Consider the following 22,494-nt stretch of genomic DNA (forward strand, 5'->3'; position numbering starts at 1 on the left):
AGGGGCAACTCGACGGTGAGGAAGCGGCAACTCAACGATGGGGGCGGCTCAGTAGGGTGACCGCCATGACGAGGCTGCGCCGGCTGGTGGTCGTGCCGCTGCCGTTCGTCCTCCTGCTCGACCTCGTCTCCTGGACGAACCCGCTGGTGTTCCTCGCGATGGTGCTCGGCGTGGCCCTCCAGGTCGACGCCGAGCGCACCGTCCGAGCCTGGAGCCCGCGCGAGCCGGTCCGCGACCTCGCCCGCGGGAGGTACGCCGCCGGGCTGGTCGCTGCCGGCGGCATCGGTGCCGTGCTCGCGCTCGACGGGATCTGGTGCACGACGCTGGCCTGGGGCCTGATCGTGCAGACCGGCGTGGCAGCCGGGCTCCAGCGCGGTCCGGCGGACCGGCTGCTCGTGGCGCTGACCGCACTGCTGGCGGTCGTGCTGCCGATCGGACTGTGGAACGACGGCAGCGGGATCCTGATGATGTTCGCGACGGTGACTGCCTGCACGATCAGCGTCGCGATCGGGGTCCTGGCGCGCAGTCAGGAGGAGCGCGTCGCCGACGCCCGCGAGCTGATGCGCACCCAGGAGCGGGCCCGGATGGCGGCCGACCTGCACGATCTCGTCGCGCACGAGGTGACCGGCATCGTCGTGCTCGCCCAAGCGGCCGGCGCGGTCGCGCCCGACCCCGGCTCCGCCGATGCCTTCGCCCGGATCGAGCGGTCCGCCCACGAGGCGCTCGGCGAGATCCGGGCGCTGGTGGCGCAGTCGGCCGACACCCCCGCCGCGGCGCCGGGGGCCGGCCTGGCGGCCCTGCGCGACGTCACCGACCGGTTCGCCGCGACCACCCCGGCCCGGGTCGAGGTGGACCTGCCCGCCGAGGAGGTGTCCGGCGCCGTCGGCACCGTCCTGCTGCGCGGCCTCACCGAGAGCCTGACCAACGTCCACCGGCACGCCCGGCCCACCCGGGTCCGGGTCCGGCTGGACCGGGTCGGGGGCGAGCACCGCCTGCGCGTCGACAACGACGGGGTCGCGTCGGGCGGCGTCGGCCCCGGCAACGGCTCCGGGCTGGCCCGGGTCCGGCACCGCGCCGAGCTGCTCGGCGGCTCGTTGCGTGCCGGGCCCGCTCCGGACGGCTGCTGGGAGACGGAGCTGCGCCTGCCCGTGGAGGGACCATGACGATCACCGTGGTGCTGGCCGACGACCAGGAGATGGTCCGCACCGGCTTCGCGATGATCCTCGGCGCCCAGGACGACATCGAGGTGGTCGCCGAGTGCGGCGACGGCGTCACCGCGGTCGAGGCGATCCGGCGCCTGCGGCCCGACGTCGCGCTGCTCGACATCCGGATGCCGCGGCTCACCGGGCTCGACGTCGCCGCGCAGGTCGGCACGCTGACCAATGTGGTCGTCGTGACGACCTTCGGCCACGACGAGTACGTCGACCAGGCCCTCGCCGCCGGTGCCTACGGCTTCCTGCTCAAGGACGCCGGCCCCGCCCTGCTCGTCGCGGCCGTCCGTGCCGCTGCCGCCGGCGACGCGCTGATCAGCCCGGAGCTGACCGTGCCGCTGCTGGAGCGCACCCGCGGCCGCTCCCGACGTACCGGACGGGCACTGCCGGAGCTGAGCGCCCGCGAGCTGGATGTCGTCCGGCTGGTCGCGCGCGGGCGGACGAATGCCGAGATCTGTGCCGAGCTGCACATCGCGCTCGGCACGGTCAAGGCGCACCTGACGAGCATCCAGCAGCGCCTCGACGCCCGCAACCGGGTCGAGGTCGCCGCCCGGGCCTGGGAGTCGGGGTTGATGGACGACGAGCCGGCCTGACGTCGCCCGACGGGCTCAGCCGTCGGTGCGCGGCACCGCCGTCAGCACCAGTGCGGACGGGTGCGCCGCGTCGTGGTGGATGTGCTGGCGCGCCGTCACCATCCGCGCGTCCCGGCCGAAGGGCGCACCCGTGTTGGGGTTGCGGTCGAAGGTCGGGAAGTTGCTGCTGGAGATCTCCAGCCGGACCCGGTGTCCCGGCCCGAAGACGATGGCCGTCGCGGCCAGGTCGATGTCGAGGCGCACCGTCTCGCCCGGGGTCAGCAGCACCTCCCGGTCGAAGCCCTCGCGGAGGCGGGCCCGGATGATCCCCTCGCAGACGTTGATCGCGGTGCCATCGGGGTGCACGTCGACCAGCTTCGCGGTGAAGTCGGTGTCCGGCGCGGTGGAGGAGGCATAGAGCTCGACGCGCACGGGGCCGGCCAGCTCGAGCGGGTGGTCGAGCGGGTCGGTCGCGTAGCCGAGCACGTCGGGCCGTCCGGCGAGCGCGCGCTGGTCCCGCGGACCGATGGGGGAGGGCGGATAGCAGCAGCTGCGCCCGCCGATGCTCGGCACCGGGTCGGAGGGGTCGTAGACGTAGCTGTCGGCGCCGGTCGGGGCGCCGCCCTCGACGAGGCGACCGCCCCCGTCGAGCAGGAGGCGCAGCTCCGTCGTACCGGGCGGCGGCCAGGTCGGGGCCTCCTGCCAGGTGAGATCGCCCATCCGGAAGTAGCGCACCGGCGCGGGCTCGGTCGCGGGCCGGTGTCCCTTGAGCCACCGGTCCATCCACGCCACGACGGCCCCGGGGAAGGAGAACATCGCGGAGGGACCGAAGTCGACCTCGCCGGGCTCCTTGCCCCAGGTGTTGTGGTCCCAGGGGCCGACGACGAGTCGCTTGCGCCCGTCGGGCAGGGCGCCGAACGCCTCGATGCCCGCGTTCACGAAGACGTCGTACCAGCCCGCGACGTTGAGGACCGGGATGTCGATGTCGGCGTGCACGCCTCGCAGCGAGATCCGCTCCCAGTACTCGTCGCGGGTGGGGTGGTCGATCCAGTCGAAGAAGTAGCCCGCGACCTCGGGCCGGTCGGGCAGCAGCGGCGGGAGCTCGTCGAGCGGGAGGTAGCGCCACCACCGGTCGATCAGGTCGTCGTACGCCGCGGTCATCCCGGCCTGCAGCGCGGCGCCGTCGGGGAGTCGGGCACTCGCCGAGCTCGCGACATTGCGCAGCAGCCAGGTGGTGTTCATGGCGAGGGCGAAGGCGCCGCCGGGGTAGACCCAGTCGGTGTAGTAGTCCACCGGCGTCACGCCGCAGGCGAGCGCGGCGAGCGCGGGGGGCCGCAGTCGCGCGGCCTGCCAGGCGCAGCTGGCCTGGTAGGACGTGCCGATCATGCCCACCCGGCCGGTGGTGCCGGGGAGCGCCGCGGCCCAGGCGACGGTGTCGAAACCGTCGGCGGCCTCGTTCTCGAAGGGCTGCCACACGCCGTCCGACGCGAACTGACCGCGCACGTCCTGGAAGATCGCGGTGTAGCCGGCCCGGGCGTAGTGGACGCCGAGCTCGGTGAACACCGACTTGTCGTAGGGCGTGCGCTGCAGCAGGACGGGCGCGTCCTCGCCGCCCGTGGCGCGGTAGACGTCGGCGCGCAGCACCACGCCGTCGCGCACGGCGACCTCGTGGTCGCGTTCGACGGCGACGTCGCCGGTGATCTCGGTCCTCACAGGATGCCCTCCTCGGGATGTCGCGGCCCCGATCCGGCCGGACGGGGTCGGGCGGCGGGGGTGTGCGCCGCCTTGGGGCGCCATGCTGGCAGGCCGCTCGGCGTCGTGCAACCGTTTGTCATTCGAGCCCGCCACGCCGCTCAGATTGGGTCTTGACGCCGCGTACATTGAGATCCAGAATGACTGCAATCGGTTGCGGCATCTTGGGTGGGAGGCCGCGCCACGTCACCGAAGGGACCAAAGATGAACAGACCGCGTCTGGTAGCGGCCGTCGTTGCCTTCCTGGGCATGTCCGTCGTCACCGCGTGCAGCGCCGACACCACCGACGGCACGGGTGGCGGAGGCTCGGGGGGCCAGGTGACCCTGGCGGCCGTGCAGGCATGGGCGGGCTTCAACCCCTACGTCCCCGACCAGGGCACCTCGATCGGGATCAACATCGCCAACGCGATCTATCCCTCGACCTTCCACGTCGAGGCTGACCAGACCGTCGTGCTCAACGACGACCTGCTGGAGAGCGCCGAGATCGTCTCCACGGACCCCCAGGTCGTCGAGTACCGGATCCAGGACGACGCGGTGTGGTCCGACGGAACCGCGATCTCCGCCGACGACTTCGTCTATCTCTGGAAGCACCTCAACGGCAGCGACAAGGACCTCCAGGTCACGAGCGCGATCGGGTACAAGCAGATCGCCGCGGTGAGCTCCGACGGGGACCCGAAGGCGGTCAAGGTCGAGTTCAGTTCGCCGTTCGCGGACTGGAAGTCCCTCTTCTCGCCGCTGCTGCCGGCCCACCACATGGCGTCGCTCGGCGAGGACGCGGCGGCCTGGAACACCGGTCTGGTCGAGGAGTCGCCGGTGAGCGGCGGCCCCTATGCCATCGCGGAGAACCGGACCGGAGAGTTCCTCCAGCTCGCGCCCAACCCCCAGTGGTACGGCGACGCGCCCACCATCGACGACGTGACCCTCCGCTTCTTCGGCGACGACCAGTCCGTGCTCCAGGCGCTGGCCAGCGGGGAGGTGGACTTCGCCCTCGACCTGAAGGCCACGCGCGCGCTGATCAGCCAGGCCGACGGGATGAGCGGACTCGTCACCAAGGTGGTGCCCACGACCAATCAGCAGTTCCTCAACACCCAGTTCGCGAGCCCCACCGTCGGCGACCTCGCCGTGCGGCGGGCGATCGCGACGGCCCTGGTGCCCGAGAAGATCGCCGAGACGGCCTTCGGCGGCGACGTGGCCGAACTGCTCACGACCCACCACATCCTGGCTCCGGCCTCGCCCTGGTACGCGGAGAACCGACCGGAGGGCTTCGGCACCGGCGATGTCGACGCGGCCCGGCAGATCCTCACCGACGCGGGCTACACCCCCGGTGCGGACGGGGTCTTCGCGAAGGACGGCACCCGGCTCGAGCTCAACTACCTGGTCCGTGCCGAGGACGACCTCGCGCGTCAGGTCGGCGTCATCGCCCAGGACGAGCTCAAGAAGATCGGCATCGCGATCAAGCTCAACACCGTCAACAGCGCGGACTGGTTCCCCACCCTGGGCAAGGCGGACTACGACATCGGGCTCGGCAACTACCCGGCGTCGGCCTTCCCCGTCTCCTGGTACGGCGGTCTCTACCCGTGCGATGCCGGCTACAACTTCGCCCGCTACTGCAACAAGGACTTCGACGCGATCTACTACAGCGCCTACGGAGAGCTGGACGACGACAAGCGCGCGGACCTGGTCCACCAGGCCGACGACATGCTGTGGGAGGACGTGGCGAACATCCCCCTCTTCGAGGTGCCGCAGCTCGTCGTCCACGCATCCGACCTCGACGGCGTCGACGTCTACCTGCCCAAGGAGTACCAGCTGCTCGCCGCGAGCACCTGGCGCCGCGGCTAGCGGGGACGCCGGACGCTGACGGGCGCCCGACCGCGCCGCGCGGCACGGTCGGGCACCCGGGGAGAAGATCGGAGGAAGGGAGATGAAGGCATGGCTGATCTGACGGTGCCCAGCGCATCGGTCGCCCCGCCGGCGCCGGGCGGGCGTCGCGGGGTGGTCGCCCGCAGGTTCGTAGCCCACCGGGTCGCGCTGACCTCGCTGGTGCTGCTGGTGCTTCTCGTGGCCGCGGTCGTCGTCGGTCCGATGCTGTGGCGCTACGACCACACGGTGATCACGCCGGACACGCTGGCTCCGCCGAGCTCCCGCCATCCGTTCGGGACCGATCCGGTCGGGCACGACATGCTGGCCCTCGTGATGCGGGGCGCCCAACGCTCCCTGGCCGTCGCCATCATCGTCGCCGTCCTGTCGACCCTGCTCGGGACGCTGGTCGGCATGGTCGCCGGCTACTTCGGCGGCCTCGTCGACAACATCTTGATGCGGGGCGTCGACCTGGTGCTGATGATGCCGCTGCTGGCGGTCCTCGGCCTGGTGGCGGTCCGGGTCGGCGGCACCGACAGCGGCTGGCTGATCGTCGCCGTGGCGATCTCCCTGCTCTACTGGACGCCCACGGCGCGGGTCATCCGCACCCAGGTGCAGACACTGCGCCACTCCGACTTCGTCGAGTCGGCCCGTCTGGTCGGCGCCAGCACGCCTCGGATCCTCGGGCGGCACCTGCTGCCCCATCTGGTCGGCCCGATCGCGGTCGTCACGACGACGTACGTCGCCGCCGCGATCGCGCTGGAGTCGACGCTGTCCTTCCTCGGTCTCGGTGTGCAGCCGCCCGACACCTCCCTCGGGCTGCTCGTCGGCGACGGCGTGGGGTTCGCGTCGACCGCCTGGTGGCTGTTCTACCTGCCCGGCGCGTTCATCGTCGTGATCGTCCTGCTGATCCACCTGATCGGTGACGGACTGCAGGCGGCCTTCAACCGCAGCTCGAAGGCGGCGCACTGATGGGACGGATGGTCCTCAACCGGGTGCTGGTCGCGATCCCGCTGATCCTCGCCTCGACACTGCTGATCTTCCTCGCGGTCTCCGTGGCCGGAGACCCGCTGGACCGCTACCGCCAGCCGAACGTCCCGCAGTCGACCCTCGACGCCAAGGCGCGCGAGCTGGGGCTGGACGAGCCCCTCCTCGAGCGCTACTGGCACTGGATCACCGGTGCCCTGCAGGGCGACTTCGGGCTCAACGCGCGCGGCGTCCCGGTCGGGGAGGAGCTCCTCCACCGCAGTCTGGTGTCCTTCCGGCTGGTGGCCATCGCGATCCTGATCGCGATCGTCGTCGCCGTGCTGGTCGGCTTCTTCAGCGCGGTCCACCGGGGCCGCCCGCTCGACCGCGTGCTGACCATGGTGACCGTGCTGCTGCTGACCGCGCCGGAGTTCTGGATCGCGGTCGTATCTAAGCAGGCCGCGATCAAGGTCAACGAGGCGGCCGGATCGACCGTCATCGCGACGATCGGCGACTCGACGCCGGGGGTCGCCGGCATGGCGTGGTCGACCCGGATGAGCGACTACGCCGCACACCTGGTCCTGCCGACGATCGTCCTGGTGCTCGCCGTCTTCCCGGTGTGGGCGCTCTACCAGCGCTCCGCGATGCTCGAGGTCATCGACTCCGACTACATCACGATGGCGCGGGCGAAGGGCCTGCCGCGCACCCGCGTGATGTTCAGGCACGGCCTGCGCAACGCGCTGATGCCGCTGATCACGATGATCGCGCTCCGCCTCCCGTGGGTCATCGGAGGTCTCGTCGTCGTCGAGTCGGTCTTCGGCTGGCGTGGTCTCGGCACCCTGCTGGTGGAGGGCGTCCAGAAGCAGGACACCAACACCGTGCTCGCCTTCCTCCTCCTCTCCGCCGTGCTGATCACCCTCCTCAACCTGGCGGCCGACATCGTCCACCGGATCCTCGACCCCAGGATGACCCATGACTGACCTTCCACGGCCGGCTCCGGCCGGCGCCGCCCCGCTGCTGACGGTCCGGGGCCTCGGTGTGTCCTTCGGCTCCACCGGCCGGCGGGTCACGGCGGTGCACGACCTCGACTTCGAGGTCGGCCGCGGCGAGACCGTGGCGATCGTGGGCGAGTCCGGCTCGGGGAAGTCCACCTCGGGTCTGGCGCTCCTGGGCCTGCTGCCGGGCCATGCAGCGGTCGAGGGGTCCGCCGTCTTCGACGGCGAGGAGCTGCTCGGCCGCTCCGACCGCGCGATGCAGAAGATCCGCGGTGGCCGGATCGCCTACGTCCCGCAGAACCCGTTCGGCTCGCTGGACCCGGTCTACACCGTCGGCCACCAGATCGTGGAGGCGATCCGCGCGCACCGGCCCGATGTGGCGAAGCCGGCGGCCCGCGAGGAGGCGCTGACCCTGATCGAGGCGGTCGGCATCGACAACCCCGCAGGCCGCTTCGAGGCGTATCCCCACCAGCTCTCCGGCGGCATGCGCCAGCGGGTCGTCATCGCGATGGCACTCGCCAACCGTCCCTCGCTCATCATCGCGGACGAGCCGACCAGCGCGCTGGACGTCACGGTCCAGGAACAGGTCCTCGACACCCTCGAACGGGCGCGCGAGCTCTCCGGCGCGAGCCTGATCCTGATCACCCACGACATGGGCGTCGTCGCACGCTGTGCGGACCGTGTGCTCGTGATGTACGCCGGTCGCTGTGTCGAGACCGGGACGACGGACGACGTCTTCGGGCGCCCGCGGATGCCGTACACCCTCGGACTCCTCGGCGGGATCCCTCGGCTGGACCTGGCGGCGGACGCCCCGCTCATCCGGATGCGACCGGCCACGATCCGCGCGGTGGCCGACGGGTGCGCCTTCGCGGAGCGGTGCCCGGCCTCGCGGGACGCCTGTCGCACCGCCGTCCCGGAGCTCCTCGAGGTCCAGGACGGTCACGCTGCCGCGTGCATCCGGCTGGACGACCTGGCCGGCCAGGACGCGGCCGCGCTGTTCGAGAGCACGGCGAGCCCGGCGCCGGCGACGCAGCCCGATCCCGAGCGGGAGCCGGTGCTGGCGGTCGACCACCTCGTCAAGCACTTCCGCACCCGTCGCGGGAAGCTGATCCACGCCGTCTGCGACGTCAGCCTGGACGTCCGGCCCGGGGAGACCCTGGCGATCGTCGGCGAGTCCGGAAGCGGCAAGACCACCCTGATGCGGGCGCTGGTACGCGCCGAGCGACCCACGTCGGGATCGGTGTCCGTCGACGGGACGGAGATCACGCACCTGTCCGTGCGCCGGATGCGCGAGCACCGTCGCCGCCTGCAGATGGTGCTCCAGGACTCGACGGCGTCGCTGAACCCGAAGCTGACCGTCGGCGCGCTGATCGCGGAGCCGCTCGAGATCCACGGCCGTCGCTCGCCGGGCCGGGTGGCCGAGCTGCTCACGATGGTGGGCCTGCCGGAGACGGTCGCCGACCGGTTCCCGGGCGAGCTGTCCGGCGGCCAGCGGCAACGGGTGGCCATCGCGCGCGGGCTCGCGGTCGAGCCGGACGTCCTGGTGCTCGACGAGCCCGTCTCCGCCCTCGACGTCTCGGTGCAGGCGGACGTCCTCGCACTGCTCCGTGACCTGCAGCGTCGGCTCGGTGTGGCCTACGTCTTCGTGACCCACGACCTCGGGGTCGTGCGACACATCGCCGACCGCGTCGCGGTGATGTACCTGGGCCGGATCGTGGAGACGGGGCGCGTCGAGGACGTCCTGTCGACACCCCGGCATCCCTACACCCGGGCCCTGGTCGCCGCGGTCCCACTGCCCGATCCCGTGGCGGAGCGGACTCGCACCAGGATCCGCCTGGTCGGCGAGGTCCCGTCTGCGCAGGAGCCGCCGAGCGGATGCCGCTTCCGGACCCGCTGCCCGGTCTTCGAGGGCCTCGACGCTGCGGATCGGGCGGTCTGCGTCGAGGTCCGGCCGCGCGCCCACGAGGGCCGGACCGCGGCGGCCTGCCATCACCTCGACGACCTGTCCGCCGACGAGCGGGCGGGGGCACAGGCCCGGGCCCGTGGTGCGGGAGCGCCGGAGCGCCAGGAGCAGCGGCGGCTGACCCGCGAGGAGACACCCGCCGCCGCCCACCGACGACCGATCGAGCAGAGGGAGGAATCGCCATCGTGAGGAAGGTCTTGGCCCACGCCCACGTTCTCGACGGGACCGGAGGCCCGCCGCGGGTGACGGATGTGGCCGTCGAGGACGGCCGGATCGTCGCGGTGGGCGACGGCCTGGTCGGCGACGTCGTGGTCGATCTCGCCGGGCGGACGCTGCTCCCCGGGCTGATCAACACCCACGTCCACGTCGTCGGGACCAGTCCGATCCTGGAGGACCGCCTGCGCGCGCCCTTCTCCGCCCAGTTCTTCGCGGCGATCCCGCTGATGGCGGACCTGCTGCGGTGCGGTTTCACGACCGTGCGGGATCTCGCCGGGGCCGACCTCGGCGTCAAGCGCGCCGTCGAGCGTGGGCTGCTGCCGGGGCCGCGTCTGGAGATCGCGGTCCAGTGCCTCTCGCCCACCGGGGGCCACATCGACGCCTGGCTGCCCAGCGGGGTGGACGCCTTCGAGTACTACATCGCGCATCCGGGACGGCCCCACGGCGTCGTCGACGGCCCCGACGAGATCCGTCTCGCGGTGCGCGAGCTGACCCGCGCGGGGGCCGACGTCATCAAGATCTGCACCACCAACGGCGGTCTCTACCCTCGCAAGGACTACCTGCCGGCGCACTTCCGCGACGACGAGCTGGCGGCGGTCATCGAGGAGGCGCGCAACGCGGGACGTCCCGTCGCGTCGCACGCGCACGGCGTCGAGGGCGTGAAGAACGCTGTCCGGGCCGGCGTCGACTCGATCGAGCACGGCACCTACCTGGACGACGAGGCCGTGGACATGATGGCCGAGCGCGGCACCTACCTGGTCCCGACGCTGTCGCGATCCTTCGGCCCGCTGGACAATGCGGCGGCCGGGGCCCGGATCGGCGCGGAGCGGCTGGCCCACGCCCGCCGGATCGCCGACGCGAACCTGGAGTCCTTCCAGCGCGCGGTCGGTGCCGGCGTGCCGATCGCGATGGGGACCGACATGCACGGCGGTGAGCTCCTCGACGAGCTCCACTACATGCAGGTCGGCGGTCTCACCACCGAGCAGGTCGTGGCGGCCTCGACGTCCGTCGCGGCCGAGCTCCTCGGCATCGCCGACGACGTCGGGGCGATCCGGCCCGGCCTGCGGGCCGACCTCGTCGTCGTGGCCGGGGACCTGCTGCCGTTCAAGGGGCTGCGCGAGCGGATCGCCACCGTCTATCAGGACGGCGTCGTCGTCAGTGGCAGCGAACCGGAGGGAAGGGAACGATGACCAACCTGAACAGGCTCGTCCTCCGCGGCGGCGCGGTTTTCGACGGCACCGGCAGCGAGCCGTACGCCGCCGACGTCGTAGTCGAGGGCCGGCAGATCGTGGCGATCGGGCAGGGGATCGAGGTGGGCCCGGCCGACGCCGTCGTGGACGTCGCCGGCTGCACGGTCCTGCCGGGCATGTTCGACTGTCACGTCCACGTGCTCGGCATCGAGCCACGCCTGCTCGACCGGCTCAACGAGCCGTTCAGCTACCAGTTCTACAACGCCGCGGCCAACCTGCGGCGACTGGTGGAGTGCGGGATCACCAGCGCCCGTGACTGTGCCGGCGCCGACCTCGGGGTGAAGCAGGCGATCGAGTCCGGCGTGATCGCCGGACCCCGGCTGCAGATCTCGATCACGGCGCTCTCCCAGACCGGGGGACACATGGACGGTATGACCCCCAGCTCGAACTGGGTCGTGCCCTACTACGTGCCCCACCCCGGCCGACCCGACTCCATCGCCGACGGGGTGACCAATGTGCGCAAGGTGGTCCGGCAGTCCCTGCGGGCCGGTGCGGACTTCGTCAAGGTCCTGGCCACGCACTCCGGCTCGGCGCGCTCGGAGAAGACCCGGTTCAACCTCGCCGAACTGGCGGCGATCGGCGAGGAGGCCGCGGCACAGGGCGTCGCGGTGGCCACCCACGCCTACGGCTCCGGCCCGGTCAAGGACGCGCTGCGGACCGGCTCCCGCTCGATCGAGCACGTCGCCGACCTCGACGACGAGGCGATCGAGCTCTTCCTGGAGACCGGCGCCTGGCTCGTGCCGACCCTCAGTCTCTACCGTCCGCACCTCGACGGCGACGGGCCGGCCGAGCAGCGGGACCGGATCGGGCACCAGAGCGACAGTCGGGTCGATCCGCGGGCGAAGGCGGAGCTCGCGTTCGCCTCCTTCCGGCGGGCCCACGAGGCCGGCGTGCGCATCGCGATGGGGACCGACTTCGGCAACCGCTGCGGGGACAACCTGGCGGAGCTCTCCGCCATGGAGCTGGGCGGCATGACGCCGACCCAGGCACTCCTCGCCGCCACGTCCTCGGCCGCCGGCCTCCTGGGCGTCGCCGACGAGCGAGGCACGCTGGAGGTCGGGAAGGCCGCGGACCTGGTCGTCGTGTCCGGGGGCGTGTCCGCGCTGGGCACACTGCGCGAGCGGATCCGCCGCGTGTACCAGGACGGGACGCTCACCTTCGAGAGCACCGGCGCAGCCTCCGCCGCGGAGCCCGCCGGCCGTCGGTGAGCCGGCGGAATCGAGACTACAAACGATTGTAGTACCGGGGCCGCCAACTGCTTGACGACACCTTCCCTGCCCTCTAGATTGAGTGCTGCAAAGGTTTGCAGCCATCGACCAAGGAGACCTTGATGCACCAGCGGATCCAGCCCGGCGACGTCTTCGAGCCGGTCGCGGGGCTCTATGCCCAGGTGATCGCGGTGGCCGAGGGCCAGCGCTTTGAGATCGCCGGGACGCTGCCGTACCACTCCGACGGCGGCCTGGACGAGGACCTGGCCACCCAGGCCGAGGTGGTGATGCTCAACCTGGGCCGCTCGCTGGCGGCGGCCGGGCTCGAGCGCAGCGACGTGGTGCGGATCCAGGTGTACACGACCCGGATGGACGAGTTCCTGCGCACTGCCCTCGACACCGTCTTCGGCTGGTTCGGCGACGCCCGGCCCACGTCGACGCTGGTCGAGGTCGGCCGGCTGGCCAATCCCCGGGTCCTGGTCGAGATCGACGCGAGCGCCGTGCGGGCGGCCCGGCCGTGACCGTGTCCTCCGAGCCCCCGGCGACCGTCGTCGCCGGCGGCCTCGTCTACCTCGACGGCGACCCGGTCGCGCAGCAGCGCGACCTGCGTCTCGCGGGCGGGGTCGTGGCCGAGGTCGGCGAGCCGGGAGTGCGCCTGGCCGCCGACGGCGCCGCCCTGCTCGACGCCGGCGGCAAGCTGGTCGTCCCGGGGCTCGTGGACACCCACCTGCACCTGTGGCAGACGCCGCTGCGGGGGATGACCGCCGACCTGTGGGCCCGGGAGTACTTCCACACGGTCCACCCGATGTCGCAGTACTACACGCCGGAGGACATGTACTGGGCGACGTACGCCGGCGGGCTGGAGCTGCTCGCCCACGGCGTGACCCAGGTCTTCGACTACTGCCACAGCGTCAACTCCCCCGAGCACGCCGACGCCTCCCTGCGGGGGCTGCGCGACGCGGGGATCCGGGCGACCTACGGGTTCGGGCTGTTCGAGCGCGAGAGCGCGACGTACGCCGACCGGGCCCACCGGCTCGACGACCTGGCCCGGGTGACCGAGGCGGTGGCCGGCGAGCCGCTGGTCGACATCGCACTCGCCCTCGACCACGCCTACGACGACCAGGCGGTCGGGCTGGCGCGCGAGCTCGGGCTCGGCATCTCGGTGCACGGCAACCCGGTCGGCCTCGCCGACCAGTTCGCCGCGGCCGGTGCGCTCGCGCCCGACGTGCTGTGGGTCCACGGCAACTACGCCTCCGAGCGTGAGCTCGACGCCCTGGCGGCGTCCGGCGCCTCGCTCTCGCTCACCCCCGACATCGAGATGGGCATGGGCAAGCCGACCGCGATCTTCGACCGCGCCGTGCGGCGGGGCATCCCGATCGCCCTCGGCGTCGACGTCGTCAGCTACGCCTGCGCCGACCTGCTCACCCAGATGCGACTGGCCTACGCGCTGCACCGGGTGATCGACGGCGAGAAGGAGCGCGCCCGCGGGCACGTGCCGCCCCACCGGGACACCGACGTGCCGCTCGTCTCGACCCGCGACGTCGTCCGGTGGGCCACGACCAACGGGCGGCGCGCGCTGGGCGACCGCGACCACCAGGGCATCCGGGCCGGCGCGCCGGCCGACCTGCTGCTGGTCGAGACCGAGCCGTGGGGCCTGTCCCTCGGCGACCCGGCCGGCCACCTGGTCCTGCAGACCACCTCGCGCGACGTCGACACCGTCCTGGTCGCCGGTGAGGTCCGGGTCCGCGGCGGACGGTTGGTCGGCATCGACGGCCCCGAGATCTCCGCGCGGCTCGCCGAGTCGCGTGACCGCCTGCTCGCCACGCGCGACCTCGCCCTGTCCACCCACTGATCCCGCCCGATCCATCACTCCAGGAGGCCACCCCCGTGCGCATCGACGTCCACGCCCACTACTTCCCGACCGAGTACCTCGACAAGCTCGACGAGTTCGGGAGCGACTTCACGGCTGTCGCTCGCGGCCTGCGTGCGGGCGACGACCCGGGCGACATCGACGACCGGCTGCGGATGATGGACGCCGCGGGCGTCGACATGCAGGTGCTCTCGACGACGCCGCAGCTGCCGACCTTCGACGACGCCGACCGCGCCGTCGAGGCGGCCCGCCTGGCCAACGACCTGTACGCCGACCTGGTGCGCCGCCACCCCGACCGGTTCGCCGGCTTCGCCACCACGCCGCTCCCGCACGGCGAGGCCGCCGCCGCCGAGGTGGCGCGGGCGATGGACGAGCTGGGCATGATCGGTGCCTCGATCGGCACGGCCGTGCTGGACCGGACGCTCGCCGACCCGGAGTTCGAGCCGCTGTGGGCCGAGTTGAACCGGCGCAAGGCGCCGCTCTTCATCCACGCCTCGGGGCGCGACGCCGACTCCCCGCTGATCTCCGAGCACGGCCTGACCTGGATCGTCGGCGCGCCCTTCGAGGACGCGATCGGCGTGCTGCACTTCGTGCGCGCCGGGATCACCGCCCGCTACCCCGACATCAAGGTGATCGTGGCCCACCTGGGTGGCCCGATCCCGTTCCTCGCCCAGCGCATCGACGACAACTACGCGCACTGGGGACAGGGTTTCCCCGAGCTGCCCAGCGACATCTGGAAGAAGATGTGGTGGGACACGGCGAACTTCCACGCCCCCTCGCTGCGCTGCTCGATCGACACCTTCGGCGCCGACCGGATCGTGCTGGGCAGCGACTTCCCGTACTTCCAGGACGACCTCTACACGCGCGCGGTCTCCTACGTCGAGAAGTCCGATCTCGCCGACGACACCGTGCACGGGATCCTCGACGGCAATGCCGTCGACCTCCTGGGGCTCGGCGACAGCTGACCCGCCCCACCCCGGACCGGCCCGCTCCGGTCCGGGGGATTTTCAGACCTCGATAGCAAACGATTGCGAAGGACTTCGACGATGACGGACACGGCCTTGAACGTTGGTTGGATCGGCTGCGGCCGGATGGGTGCGGCGATGGCGGGACGCCTGTTGGAGGCGGGCGTCTCCGTCACGGCCTGGAACCGGACCCGCGCCAAGGCGGAGGCGCTGGTGCCCCGGGGTGCCCTGGTCGCCGACGCGGTCGCCGACCTGCGTGACCGCGACGTCGTCTTCACCATGGTCTCGACGCCGGCCGACCTCAAGGAGGTGCTGCTCGGCGCCGAGGGCCTGCTCGCGACCGAGGGGGCCCTCCCGCAGGTGGTCGTCGACTGCTCGACGGTCTCGATCGAGGCGTCGGCCGAGGTGCGTGCGGCCTGCGAGAAGCTGGGCGTGGAGTTCCTCGCCTCGCCGGTCAGCGGCAACGGGCGGGTCGCCGAGACGGGCGGTCTGTCGCTGGTCGCGTCCGGCCCTCGGGCGACCTACGACCGGGTGGAGTCGCTGCTGGTCGCGATCGGCAAGAGCGCGACCTACGCCGGCGAGGGCGAGGGTGCCCGCCTGGTGAAGATCGCGCACAACCTCTTCCTCGGCGTCGTCACCCAGTCGCTCGCCGAGATCACCGTGCTGGCCGAGAAGGGCGGCGTCTCCCGGGCCGCCTTCCTCGACTTCCTCAACCAGAGCGTGATGGGCTCGGTCTTCACCCGGTACAAGACGCCGGCCTTCGTGAACCTCGACTACACCCCGACGTTCACCCCGATCCTGCTCCGCAAGGACTTCGACCTCGGGCTGGCGGCGGCGCGCGCGCTCGACGTACCGATGCCGCTCGCCGCGCAGACCGCCCAGTTGGTCCAGGCCTCCGTGGGCTCGGGCCGGATCGAGGAGGACTTCGCCATCCTGCTCGACCTGCAGGCCGCGGCCTCGGGCATCGCTCTGGAGTCGGAGGCCGCCGACATCACCGACGGTCTCGGCACCGGCGCGGAGTGACCCCGTGACGTCGCCGGCCACGACGAGTGGCGCCCCGCTGCACGCCCCCGGGCACCGCGCGGTCGACTTCGAGACCCGGGTCGACTTCGACCGGCTCCGGGCGTACCGGCTCGACCGCGCCCGCGCGGCGCTGGAGTCCAGCGACTGCGGTGCCTTCCTGCTGTTCGACGCCTACAACATCCGCTACACCACGCAGACCTGGATCGGCGGCGCGCTGCCGGACAAGATGACCCGGTACGCCCTGCTGACCCGGGGCGGCGAGCCGATGCTGTGGGACTTCGGGTCCGCGGCCCGGCACCACCAGCTGTTCGCGCCGTGGCTGCGTCCCGAGGACTGCCACGCCGGCATGCTCGGCATGCGTGGCGCGATCGCGCCCTCCGCCGGCCTGATGGTCGACGCCGTCCGGCAGATCAGGGGCCTGCTGGAGGACGCCGGCCTGGCCGGTGCCCCGGTCGGCGTCGACCTCGTCGAGCCGCCCTTCCTCTTCGAGATGCAGCGCCAGGGGCTGGAGGTCGTCGACGCCCAGCAGCTCATGCTCGACGCACGCCAGATCAAGTCGCCCGACGAGATCATGCTGCTCACCCAGGCCGCGGCCATGGTCGACGGCGTCTACCAGGACATCGTCGACGTGCTGCGCCCCGGCATCCGCGAGAACGACATCGTCGCCCTCGCCAACAAACGGCTCTACGAGATGGGCTCCGAGCAGGTCGAGGCGATCAACGCGGTCTCGGGGGAGCGGTGCAACCCGCACCCCCACAACTTCACCGACCGGATCATCCGGCCGGGCGACCAGGCGTTCTTCGACATCATCCACTCCTTCAACGGCTACCGGACCTGCTACTACCGCACCTTCAGCGTCGGCAGCGCCACCGCGAGCCAGCGCAGTGCCTACACCCGCGCCCGGGAGTGGATGGACGCCTCCATCGAGAAGATCCGCCCCGGTGTCGGGACCGACGAGGTGGCTCTGGTCTGGCCGGCCGCGACCGAGTTCGGCTTCGCCGACGAGATGGCGGCCTTCGGCCTGCAGTTCGGTCACGGGCTCGGCCTGGGCCTGCACGAGCGGCCGATCATCTCCCGGCTCAACAGTCTGCGCGAGCCGGTCGAGCTGCGGCCCGGGATGGTGTTCGCCCTCGAGACCTACTGCCCCGGTGAGGACGGCGTCTCGGCCGCCCGCATCGAGGAGGAGGTCGTCGTGACGGAGGACGGCTGCCGGCTGCTGACGCTCTTCCCGGCCCAGGACCTCTTCGTCGCCAACCCGTACTGATCCCCTCACCCCAGGAGCTCCGCGTGACACCGCCCACCGACCTCTTCATCGACGGCACCTTCCGGCCGGCCGCGAGCGGCCGCCGGTTCGACGTCCTCGACCCGGCCACGGTCGCGCCGATCGCCTCGGTGGCCGACGGGTCGGTCGATGACGCGATGCTGGCCGTCGCCGCCGCTGACGCGGCCGCCGCCGGTTGGGCGGCGACCCCGCCCCGTGAGCGCAGCCGGATCCTGCTGCGGGCCTTCGACCTGATGACCGAGCGCGGGGAGGAGCTGGCCCGGCTGATCTCCCAGGAGAACGGCAAGGCGATGCCGGACGCCCGGGGCGAGGTGGCCTACGCCGCCGAGTTCTTCCGTTGGTACGGCGAGGAGGCGGTCCGCGGCCTCGGCACCGTCGGCACCGCCCCGGCCGGTGCCAACAAGATCCTGGTGCTGCACCAGCCGGTCGGCGTGTGCGTGCTGGTCACCCCGTGGAACTTCCCGGCGGCGATGGCCACCCGCAAGATCGGACCGGCGCTCGCGGCGGGGTGCACGGTCGTCCTCAAGCCCGCCAGCGACACCCCGCTGACCGCGCTGGCCATGGCGGAGATCCTGGCCGAGGCCGGCGTACCGAACGGCGTGGTCAACGTCGTCACCTCCCGTCGCTCGGGCGCGGTCGTCTCTGCGATGCTGCACGACCCGCGGGTGCGCAAGGTGTCGTTCACCGGGTCCACCGAGGTCGGCCGGCTGCTGCTCCACGAGGCGGCCGACTGCGTCGTCAACACGTCCATGGAGCTCGGCGGCAACGCGCCCTTCCTGGTCTTCGCGGACGCCGACCTCGATGCGGCCGTCGACGGCGCCATGATCGCCAAGATGCGCAACGCGGGCTCGGCGTGCACCGCGGCCAACCGTTTCTACGTCGAGGCCCCGGTCGCCGACGAGTTCGCGGCGCGACTCGCCGCGCGGATGGAGGCGCTCCGGCTGGGTCCGGGCACCGATGCCGCCTCCGAGGTGGGGCCGTTGGTCAACGAGGAGACCGTCGGCAAGGTCGACGAGCTGGTCCGGGGGACGGTCGCCGCCGGCGCCCGGGTCCTCACCGGCGGCCGGCGGCCGGACCGGGTGGGCTGCTATTACGAGCCCACGGTGCTGACCGACGTACCGGCCGACGCAGCCATCCTGCGGGAGGAGATCTTCGGCCCGGTCGCGCCCATCGTGACCTTCACCGAGGAGGACGAGGCGGTCGCGGCGGCCAACGACACCGAGTTCGGACTGGTCGCCTATGTCTTCACCGGCGATCTCGCCCGCGGCCTGCGGGTCAGCGAGGCGCTGGAGTCCGGGATGATCGGGCTCAACCGCGGGATCGTCAGCGACCCGGCCGCGCCCTTCGGCGGTGTCAAGCAGAGCGGCATCGGCCGCGAGGGCGGGCACGAGGGGATGCTCGACTACCTTGAGTCCAAGTACGTCGCGGTGCAGTGGTGAGCGGGCTGCCCGGTCTGCCCGGTCTGCGGGGCGTGGACCATGTCGGGCTCACGGTGCCCGACCTGGACGCCGCGTGCCGCTGGCTGGTCGACGTCCTCGGCTGCGAGTACCTCTACACCCTCGGGCCCTACCGCGACGACGACGGCAGCTGGATGAGCGACCGGCTCGGCGTCCACCCGCGCGCGGTGATGGAGCAGCTGCGGCTGCTGCGCTGCGGCAATGTGACCTTCGAGGTCTTCCAGTACGCCGCCCCCGACCAGCGTCGGGCGATGCCGCGCAACAGCGACCTCGGCGGCCATCACGTGGCGCTCTACGTCGAGGACCTGGACCTGGCGCTGGCGCACCTGCGGGCGCACGGGGTCGAGGTGATGGGCGAGCCGACGGCGAGCACGGGGCCCAGCGAGGGCCAGCGGTGGGTCTACTTCCGCACCCCCTGGGGGTTGCAGATGGAGCTCGTCTCCTATCCCGGCGGCAAGGCCTTCGACCGGGAGGCGCGGTCATGAGCACGCGGACCGACCTCCAGCCCGCCGCGCCCTGGGTGCAGGTGGCGACGACCGAGGCCGACTGGGACGCGGCCGACCCGGTGCTGCTGCGCCGGATGCTCGACCAGATGGTGCTGATCCGGGTCTTCGAGGAGTACGTCCTCGACCTCGCCGCGGCCGGTCTCGTCCACGGGCCCGCGCACTCCAGCATCGGCCAGGAGGCGGGCGCCGTGGGCAGCGCGTTGGCGCTGCGCAGCAGCGACACGGTCAACGGCTCGCACCGCGGTCACCACCAGTTCCTCGCGAAGGCGATCAACCACGTCGACCCCGACCTCGACCTGCGTGCGCCGGTGGGCGACGAGCTGCGCGACGTCCTGCTCCGCACGCTCGCCGAGATCTGCGGCCTGGCCCGCGGCTTCAGCGGCGGTCGGGGCGGCTCGATGCACCTCCAGTGGCTGCCCGCCGGCGCCACCGGCACGAACGCGATCGTGGGCGGCGGCGTACCGGTCGCCGCGGGCTACGCCTGGGCGCACCGGGCCGCGGCCACCGACGACGTCTCGGTCACCTACTTCGGCGACGGCGCGGTCAACATCGGCTCGACCCTGGAGACGATGAACCTGGCCGGAGCCTGGCGGCTGCCGTTGTGCTTCTTCATCGAGAACAACCAGTACGCCGTGTCCACCCACGTCAGCGAGGCCACCGCCGAGCCGCGGCTCTCGGCGCGCGGTCCGGCGTTCAACCTCGCCAGCTGGAAGGTCGACGGCATGGACCCGCTCGCGGTCTACCTGACGACCCAGGACGCCGTCGCCCACATGCGCGCGGGCGCCGGTGCGACGGTCGTGGAGGCCGACGTCTACCGCTACTTCCACCAGAACGGCGGCTTCCCCGGCAGCGCCTTCGGCTACCGGAGCAAGGAGGAGGAGGCGAGCTGGCGGGCCCGCGACCCGATCGCGCAGGTCGCGGGGCACCTGGTCCGCCGGGGCGTCCTGACCCCCGAGCAGGTGGAGGCCGGTACGGCGGCCGCGCAGGCGCTGGTCGCCGAGCTCGGCGACGTGCTGGTCGAGCCGGTGCCGGACGGCAAGCCCGGGCAGCGCCGGATCCGGCCGGCGGAGTGGCCCGACCCGGCGTTCGCCGACGTGGGCGTCCGCGGCGACCTCACGGAGTTCGACGACGCGCGCTTCGAGGAGGTCGACACCTTCACCGGCGCCCTGGAGGAGCGGAAGTTCATCAGCGCGGTGGCGCAGGTGATGCACCGCCGAATGGAGACCGACGCGGGCGTCGTCGTCCTGGGCGAGGACGTGCACCGGCTCAACGGCGGCACGAACGGCGCGACCCGCGGGCTGCGGGAGGACTTCGCCGACCGGGTGCTCGGCACCCCGATCAGCGAGAACGCCTTCGCGGGCCTCGGCGGCGGCATCGCGCTCGACGGCAGGTTCACCCCCGTCGTCGAGTTCATGTACGCCGACTTCATGTGGGTCGCGGCCGACCAGCTCTTCAACCAGATCGGCAAGGCGCGCCACATGTTCGGCGGGCGCTCGCCGGTGCCCTTCGTGCTGCGGAGCAAGATCGCCATGGGCACCGGCTACGGCTCGCAGCACTCGATGGACCCGGCCGGCGTCTTCGTGACCAACCCCGGCTGGCGGGTCGTGGCGCCGTCCACCCCCTTCGACTACGTCGGGCTGATGAACGCCGCGCTGCGCTGCCAGGACCCGGTCGTCGTCCTCGAGCACGTCGACCTCTACGGCAGCTCCGGGCCGGCACCCGTCGACGACTACGACTACTGCCTGCCGGTCGGCAAGGCGGCGGTGCGCCGCCGTGGCGAGAAGCTGACCATCCTCACCTACCTGCAGATGACCGGCTTCGTCCTGGAGGCCGTCGCGCAGACCGGCGTCGATGCGGAGGTGATCGACCTGCGCTGGCTCGACCGCGCCAGCCTCGACTGGGAGACCATCGGGCGCAGCATCGAGAAGACCAACAACGTGCTCATCGCCGAGCAGGGCGCCCGCGGGACGTCGTACGGCGGGTGGCTGGCCGACGAGATCCAGCGCCGCTTCTTCGACCATCTCGACGCGCCCGTCGAGCGGGTGACCGGCCGCGAGGCCTCGCCCAGCATCAGCAAGGTCCTCGAACGGGCAGCGATCGCGCAGGCGGCCGAGGTCGTGGCCGCGCTCGACGCGCTCGGTTTCACGTCCGGTCCCGGGGTGGCGAGCGATGGCTGAGCTGCTGCGGATGCCGGAGGTCCTCGCGAACTCCACCGAGGCGGTCCTGGCCGGCTGGCTGGTCGAGCCCGGCGTCGCGTTCGTCGCCGGGGACCCGATCGCCACCGTCGAGACGGAGAAGGCGATCGTCGACGTGGAGGCCGACCGCGACGGCTGCCTGCTCGACCTGCTCGTCGCGCCCGGCACGAGTGTCCGGGTCGGTACGCCGATCGCGGTGGTCGGCGTACCCGGCGAGAGCCTGCCCGACCCGACCACGCTCGGGCTCACGCCCGAGCAGTCGGCGCCCGAGCAGCCGGCGCCCGAGCAGTCGGTGCGCGAGCCGGTGCCCGAGGGACGGCGGGTGTTCGCCAGTCCGCTGGCGCGGCGGCTGGCGGCCGAGCACGGACTGCGGCTCGAGGAGCTCTCCGGCTCGGGTCCGCGTGGCCGGATCCGTCGACGCGACGTCGACGCCGCCCTGGCCCGCGGTCGCTCCGAGCCGGCCGAGCCCGCGGCACCGTCTCGGCCGACGGACCCGGCCGCGTACCACGACGAGCCGCACACCCCGCTGCGTCGGGCGATCAGCCGTCGATTGAGCGCGAGCAAGCAGGAGGTGCCGCACTTCTACCTGCGCGCCTCGTGCCGGGTGGCCCGGCTGACGGCGCTGCGCGCCGACCTCAACCGGTACGCCGAGCCCCGGGTCTCGCTCAACGACCTCCTCGTCAAGGCCGTCGCTCGCACCCACACCCTGGTCCCCGACCTCAACGTGATGTGGACCGAGGAGGCGCTGCGCCGCTTCGCCTCGGTCGACGTCGCCGTCGCGATCGCCTCCGGCCGGGGGCTGGTGACGCCGGTCCTGCGCGGCGTCGAGGCCCGGTCGGTCGCGGAGATCGGGGCGCTGGTGCGCGACCTGCGCGAGCGGGCCGACGCGGGCACCCTGCGCCAGCACGAGCTCGAGGGCGGATCGGTGAGCGTGTCCAACCTCGGTGGCTACGGCACCGAGGAGTTCGCCGCCATCATCAACCCGCCCCAGGCCGCGATCCTCGCGATCGGCGCCGTCCGCGACGAGGTGATCGCCGAGGACGGCGCGCCGCAGGTCGCGCCGGTGCTGCGGGTGACCCTCTCCGTCGATCACCGCGCGGCCGACGGCGCCGCGGCCGCACGCTGGCTCGCGGCCTTCGTCGCGGTGGTCGAAGACCCGATCCAGCTCCTCACCTGAGGCCCGGCCGCGCCCGCCGCGGCCACCAG

The 22,494-nt window shown here is 72.4% G+C and carries 18 protein-coding genes; 17 read left to right on the forward strand and 1 reads right to left on the reverse strand.

The genetic code is table 11. The features are described from left to right. The first annotated feature begins 65 nt into the window (after positions 1-65). Positions 66-1,163, forward strand: coding sequence for a histidine kinase (locus tag QJ852_01320; protein ID WGX97088.1), 1,098 nt, complete (start codon positions 66-68; stop codon positions 1,161-1,163). Continuing rightward, positions 1,160-1,804, forward strand: coding sequence for a response regulator transcription factor (locus tag QJ852_01325; protein WGX97089.1), 645 nt, complete (start codon positions 1,160-1,162; stop codon positions 1,802-1,804). Before QJ852_01320 ends, QJ852_01325 begins: the two co-directional genes overlap by 4 nt. A gap of 15 nt (positions 1,805-1,819) precedes the next feature. Here the strand turns inward: QJ852_01325 and QJ852_01330 are convergent, their stop codons facing one another. Then, positions 1,820-3,496, reverse strand: a complete 1,677-nt coding sequence (locus QJ852_01330) for a CocE/NonD family hydrolase (protein ID WGX97090.1) — start codon at positions 3,494-3,496, stop codon at positions 1,820-1,822. Between the two features lie 243 nt (positions 3,497-3,739). Between QJ852_01330 and QJ852_01335 the strand changes: the two genes are divergently transcribed. From QJ852_01335 to QJ852_01405, 15 genes are all read left to right on the forward strand, one after another. Continuing rightward, positions 3,740-5,374: an ABC transporter family substrate-binding protein gene (locus QJ852_01335; protein WGX97091.1), complete on the forward strand. Its 1,635-nt coding sequence runs from the start codon at positions 3,740-3,742 to the stop codon at positions 5,372-5,374. Positions 5,375-5,464: 90 nt separating this feature from the next. Beyond that, on the forward strand, positions 5,465-6,364 hold the full coding sequence (locus tag QJ852_01340) for an ABC transporter permease (GenBank protein WGX97092.1): 900 nt from the start codon (positions 5,465-5,467) through the stop codon (positions 6,362-6,364). Further along, positions 6,364-7,338 (forward strand): ABC transporter permease, encoded by a 975-nt coding sequence (locus QJ852_01345; protein WGX97093.1) that lies wholly within the window; start codon positions 6,364-6,366, stop codon positions 7,336-7,338. The genes QJ852_01340 and QJ852_01345 overlap by 1 nt, the downstream gene beginning before the upstream one ends. Continuing rightward, complete coding sequence (locus tag QJ852_01350; GenBank protein WGX97094.1) at positions 7,331-9,505, forward strand: ABC transporter ATP-binding protein; 2,175 nt, start codon at positions 7,331-7,333, stop codon at positions 9,503-9,505. Before QJ852_01345 ends, QJ852_01350 begins: the two co-directional genes overlap by 8 nt. Then, positions 9,502-10,722 carry an amidohydrolase family protein gene (locus QJ852_01355; GenBank protein ID WGX97095.1) on the forward strand — a complete coding sequence of 407 codons (1,221 nt, stop codon included), beginning with the start codon at positions 9,502-9,504 and terminating at the stop codon, positions 10,720-10,722. The genes QJ852_01350 and QJ852_01355 overlap by 4 nt, the downstream gene beginning before the upstream one ends. Next, positions 10,719-11,990 (forward strand): amidohydrolase family protein, encoded by a 1,272-nt coding sequence (locus QJ852_01360; protein ID WGX97096.1) that lies wholly within the window; start codon positions 10,719-10,721, stop codon positions 11,988-11,990. The genes QJ852_01355 and QJ852_01360 overlap by 4 nt, the downstream gene beginning before the upstream one ends. A 122-nt stretch (positions 11,991-12,112) precedes the next feature. Then, the gene (locus QJ852_01365) at positions 12,113-12,511 is read left to right on the forward strand and encodes a Rid family hydrolase (protein WGX97097.1); all 399 of its coding nucleotides are present in this window, start codon (positions 12,113-12,115) and stop codon (positions 12,509-12,511) included. Then, positions 12,508-13,842: an amidohydrolase family protein gene (locus QJ852_01370; GenBank protein ID WGX97098.1), complete on the forward strand. Its 1,335-nt coding sequence runs from the start codon at positions 12,508-12,510 to the stop codon at positions 13,840-13,842. Before QJ852_01365 ends, QJ852_01370 begins: the two co-directional genes overlap by 4 nt. Positions 13,843-13,877: 35 nt before the next feature. After that, positions 13,878-14,825, forward strand: coding sequence for an amidohydrolase family protein (locus tag QJ852_01375; GenBank protein WGX97099.1), 948 nt, complete (start codon positions 13,878-13,880; stop codon positions 14,823-14,825). 81 nt (positions 14,826-14,906) lie between these two features. Then, complete coding sequence (locus QJ852_01380) at positions 14,907-15,848, forward strand: NAD(P)-dependent oxidoreductase (GenBank protein WGX97100.1); 942 nt, start codon at positions 14,907-14,909, stop codon at positions 15,846-15,848. A gap of 4 nt (positions 15,849-15,852) precedes the next feature. Beyond that, positions 15,853-17,112 carry a Xaa-Pro peptidase family protein gene (locus tag QJ852_01385; GenBank protein ID WGX97101.1) on the forward strand — a complete coding sequence of 420 codons (1,260 nt, stop codon included), beginning with the start codon at positions 15,853-15,855 and terminating at the stop codon, positions 17,110-17,112. A gap of 23 nt (positions 17,113-17,135) precedes the next feature. Then, positions 17,136-18,569: an NAD-dependent succinate-semialdehyde dehydrogenase gene (locus QJ852_01390; GenBank protein ID WGX97102.1), complete on the forward strand. Its 1,434-nt coding sequence runs from the start codon at positions 17,136-17,138 to the stop codon at positions 18,567-18,569. Then, positions 18,566-19,072, forward strand: coding sequence for a VOC family protein (locus tag QJ852_01395; protein WGX97103.1), 507 nt, complete (start codon positions 18,566-18,568; stop codon positions 19,070-19,072). The genes QJ852_01390 and QJ852_01395 overlap by 4 nt, the downstream gene beginning before the upstream one ends. Then, positions 19,069-21,270 (forward strand): thiamine pyrophosphate-dependent enzyme, encoded by a 2,202-nt coding sequence (locus QJ852_01400; protein ID WGX97104.1) that lies wholly within the window; start codon positions 19,069-19,071, stop codon positions 21,268-21,270. The genes QJ852_01395 and QJ852_01400 overlap by 4 nt, the downstream gene beginning before the upstream one ends. Next, positions 21,263-22,465 (forward strand): dihydrolipoamide acetyltransferase family protein, encoded by a 1,203-nt coding sequence (locus QJ852_01405; protein ID WGX97105.1) that lies wholly within the window; start codon positions 21,263-21,265, stop codon positions 22,463-22,465. The genes QJ852_01400 and QJ852_01405 overlap by 8 nt, the downstream gene beginning before the upstream one ends. The last annotated feature ends 29 nt before the right edge of the window (positions 22,466-22,494 follow it).

It is taken from the genome of Nocardioides sp. L-11A (assembly GCA_029961745.1).
Taxonomy (GTDB): Bacteria; Actinomycetota; Actinomycetes; order Propionibacteriales; family Nocardioidaceae; genus Nocardioides.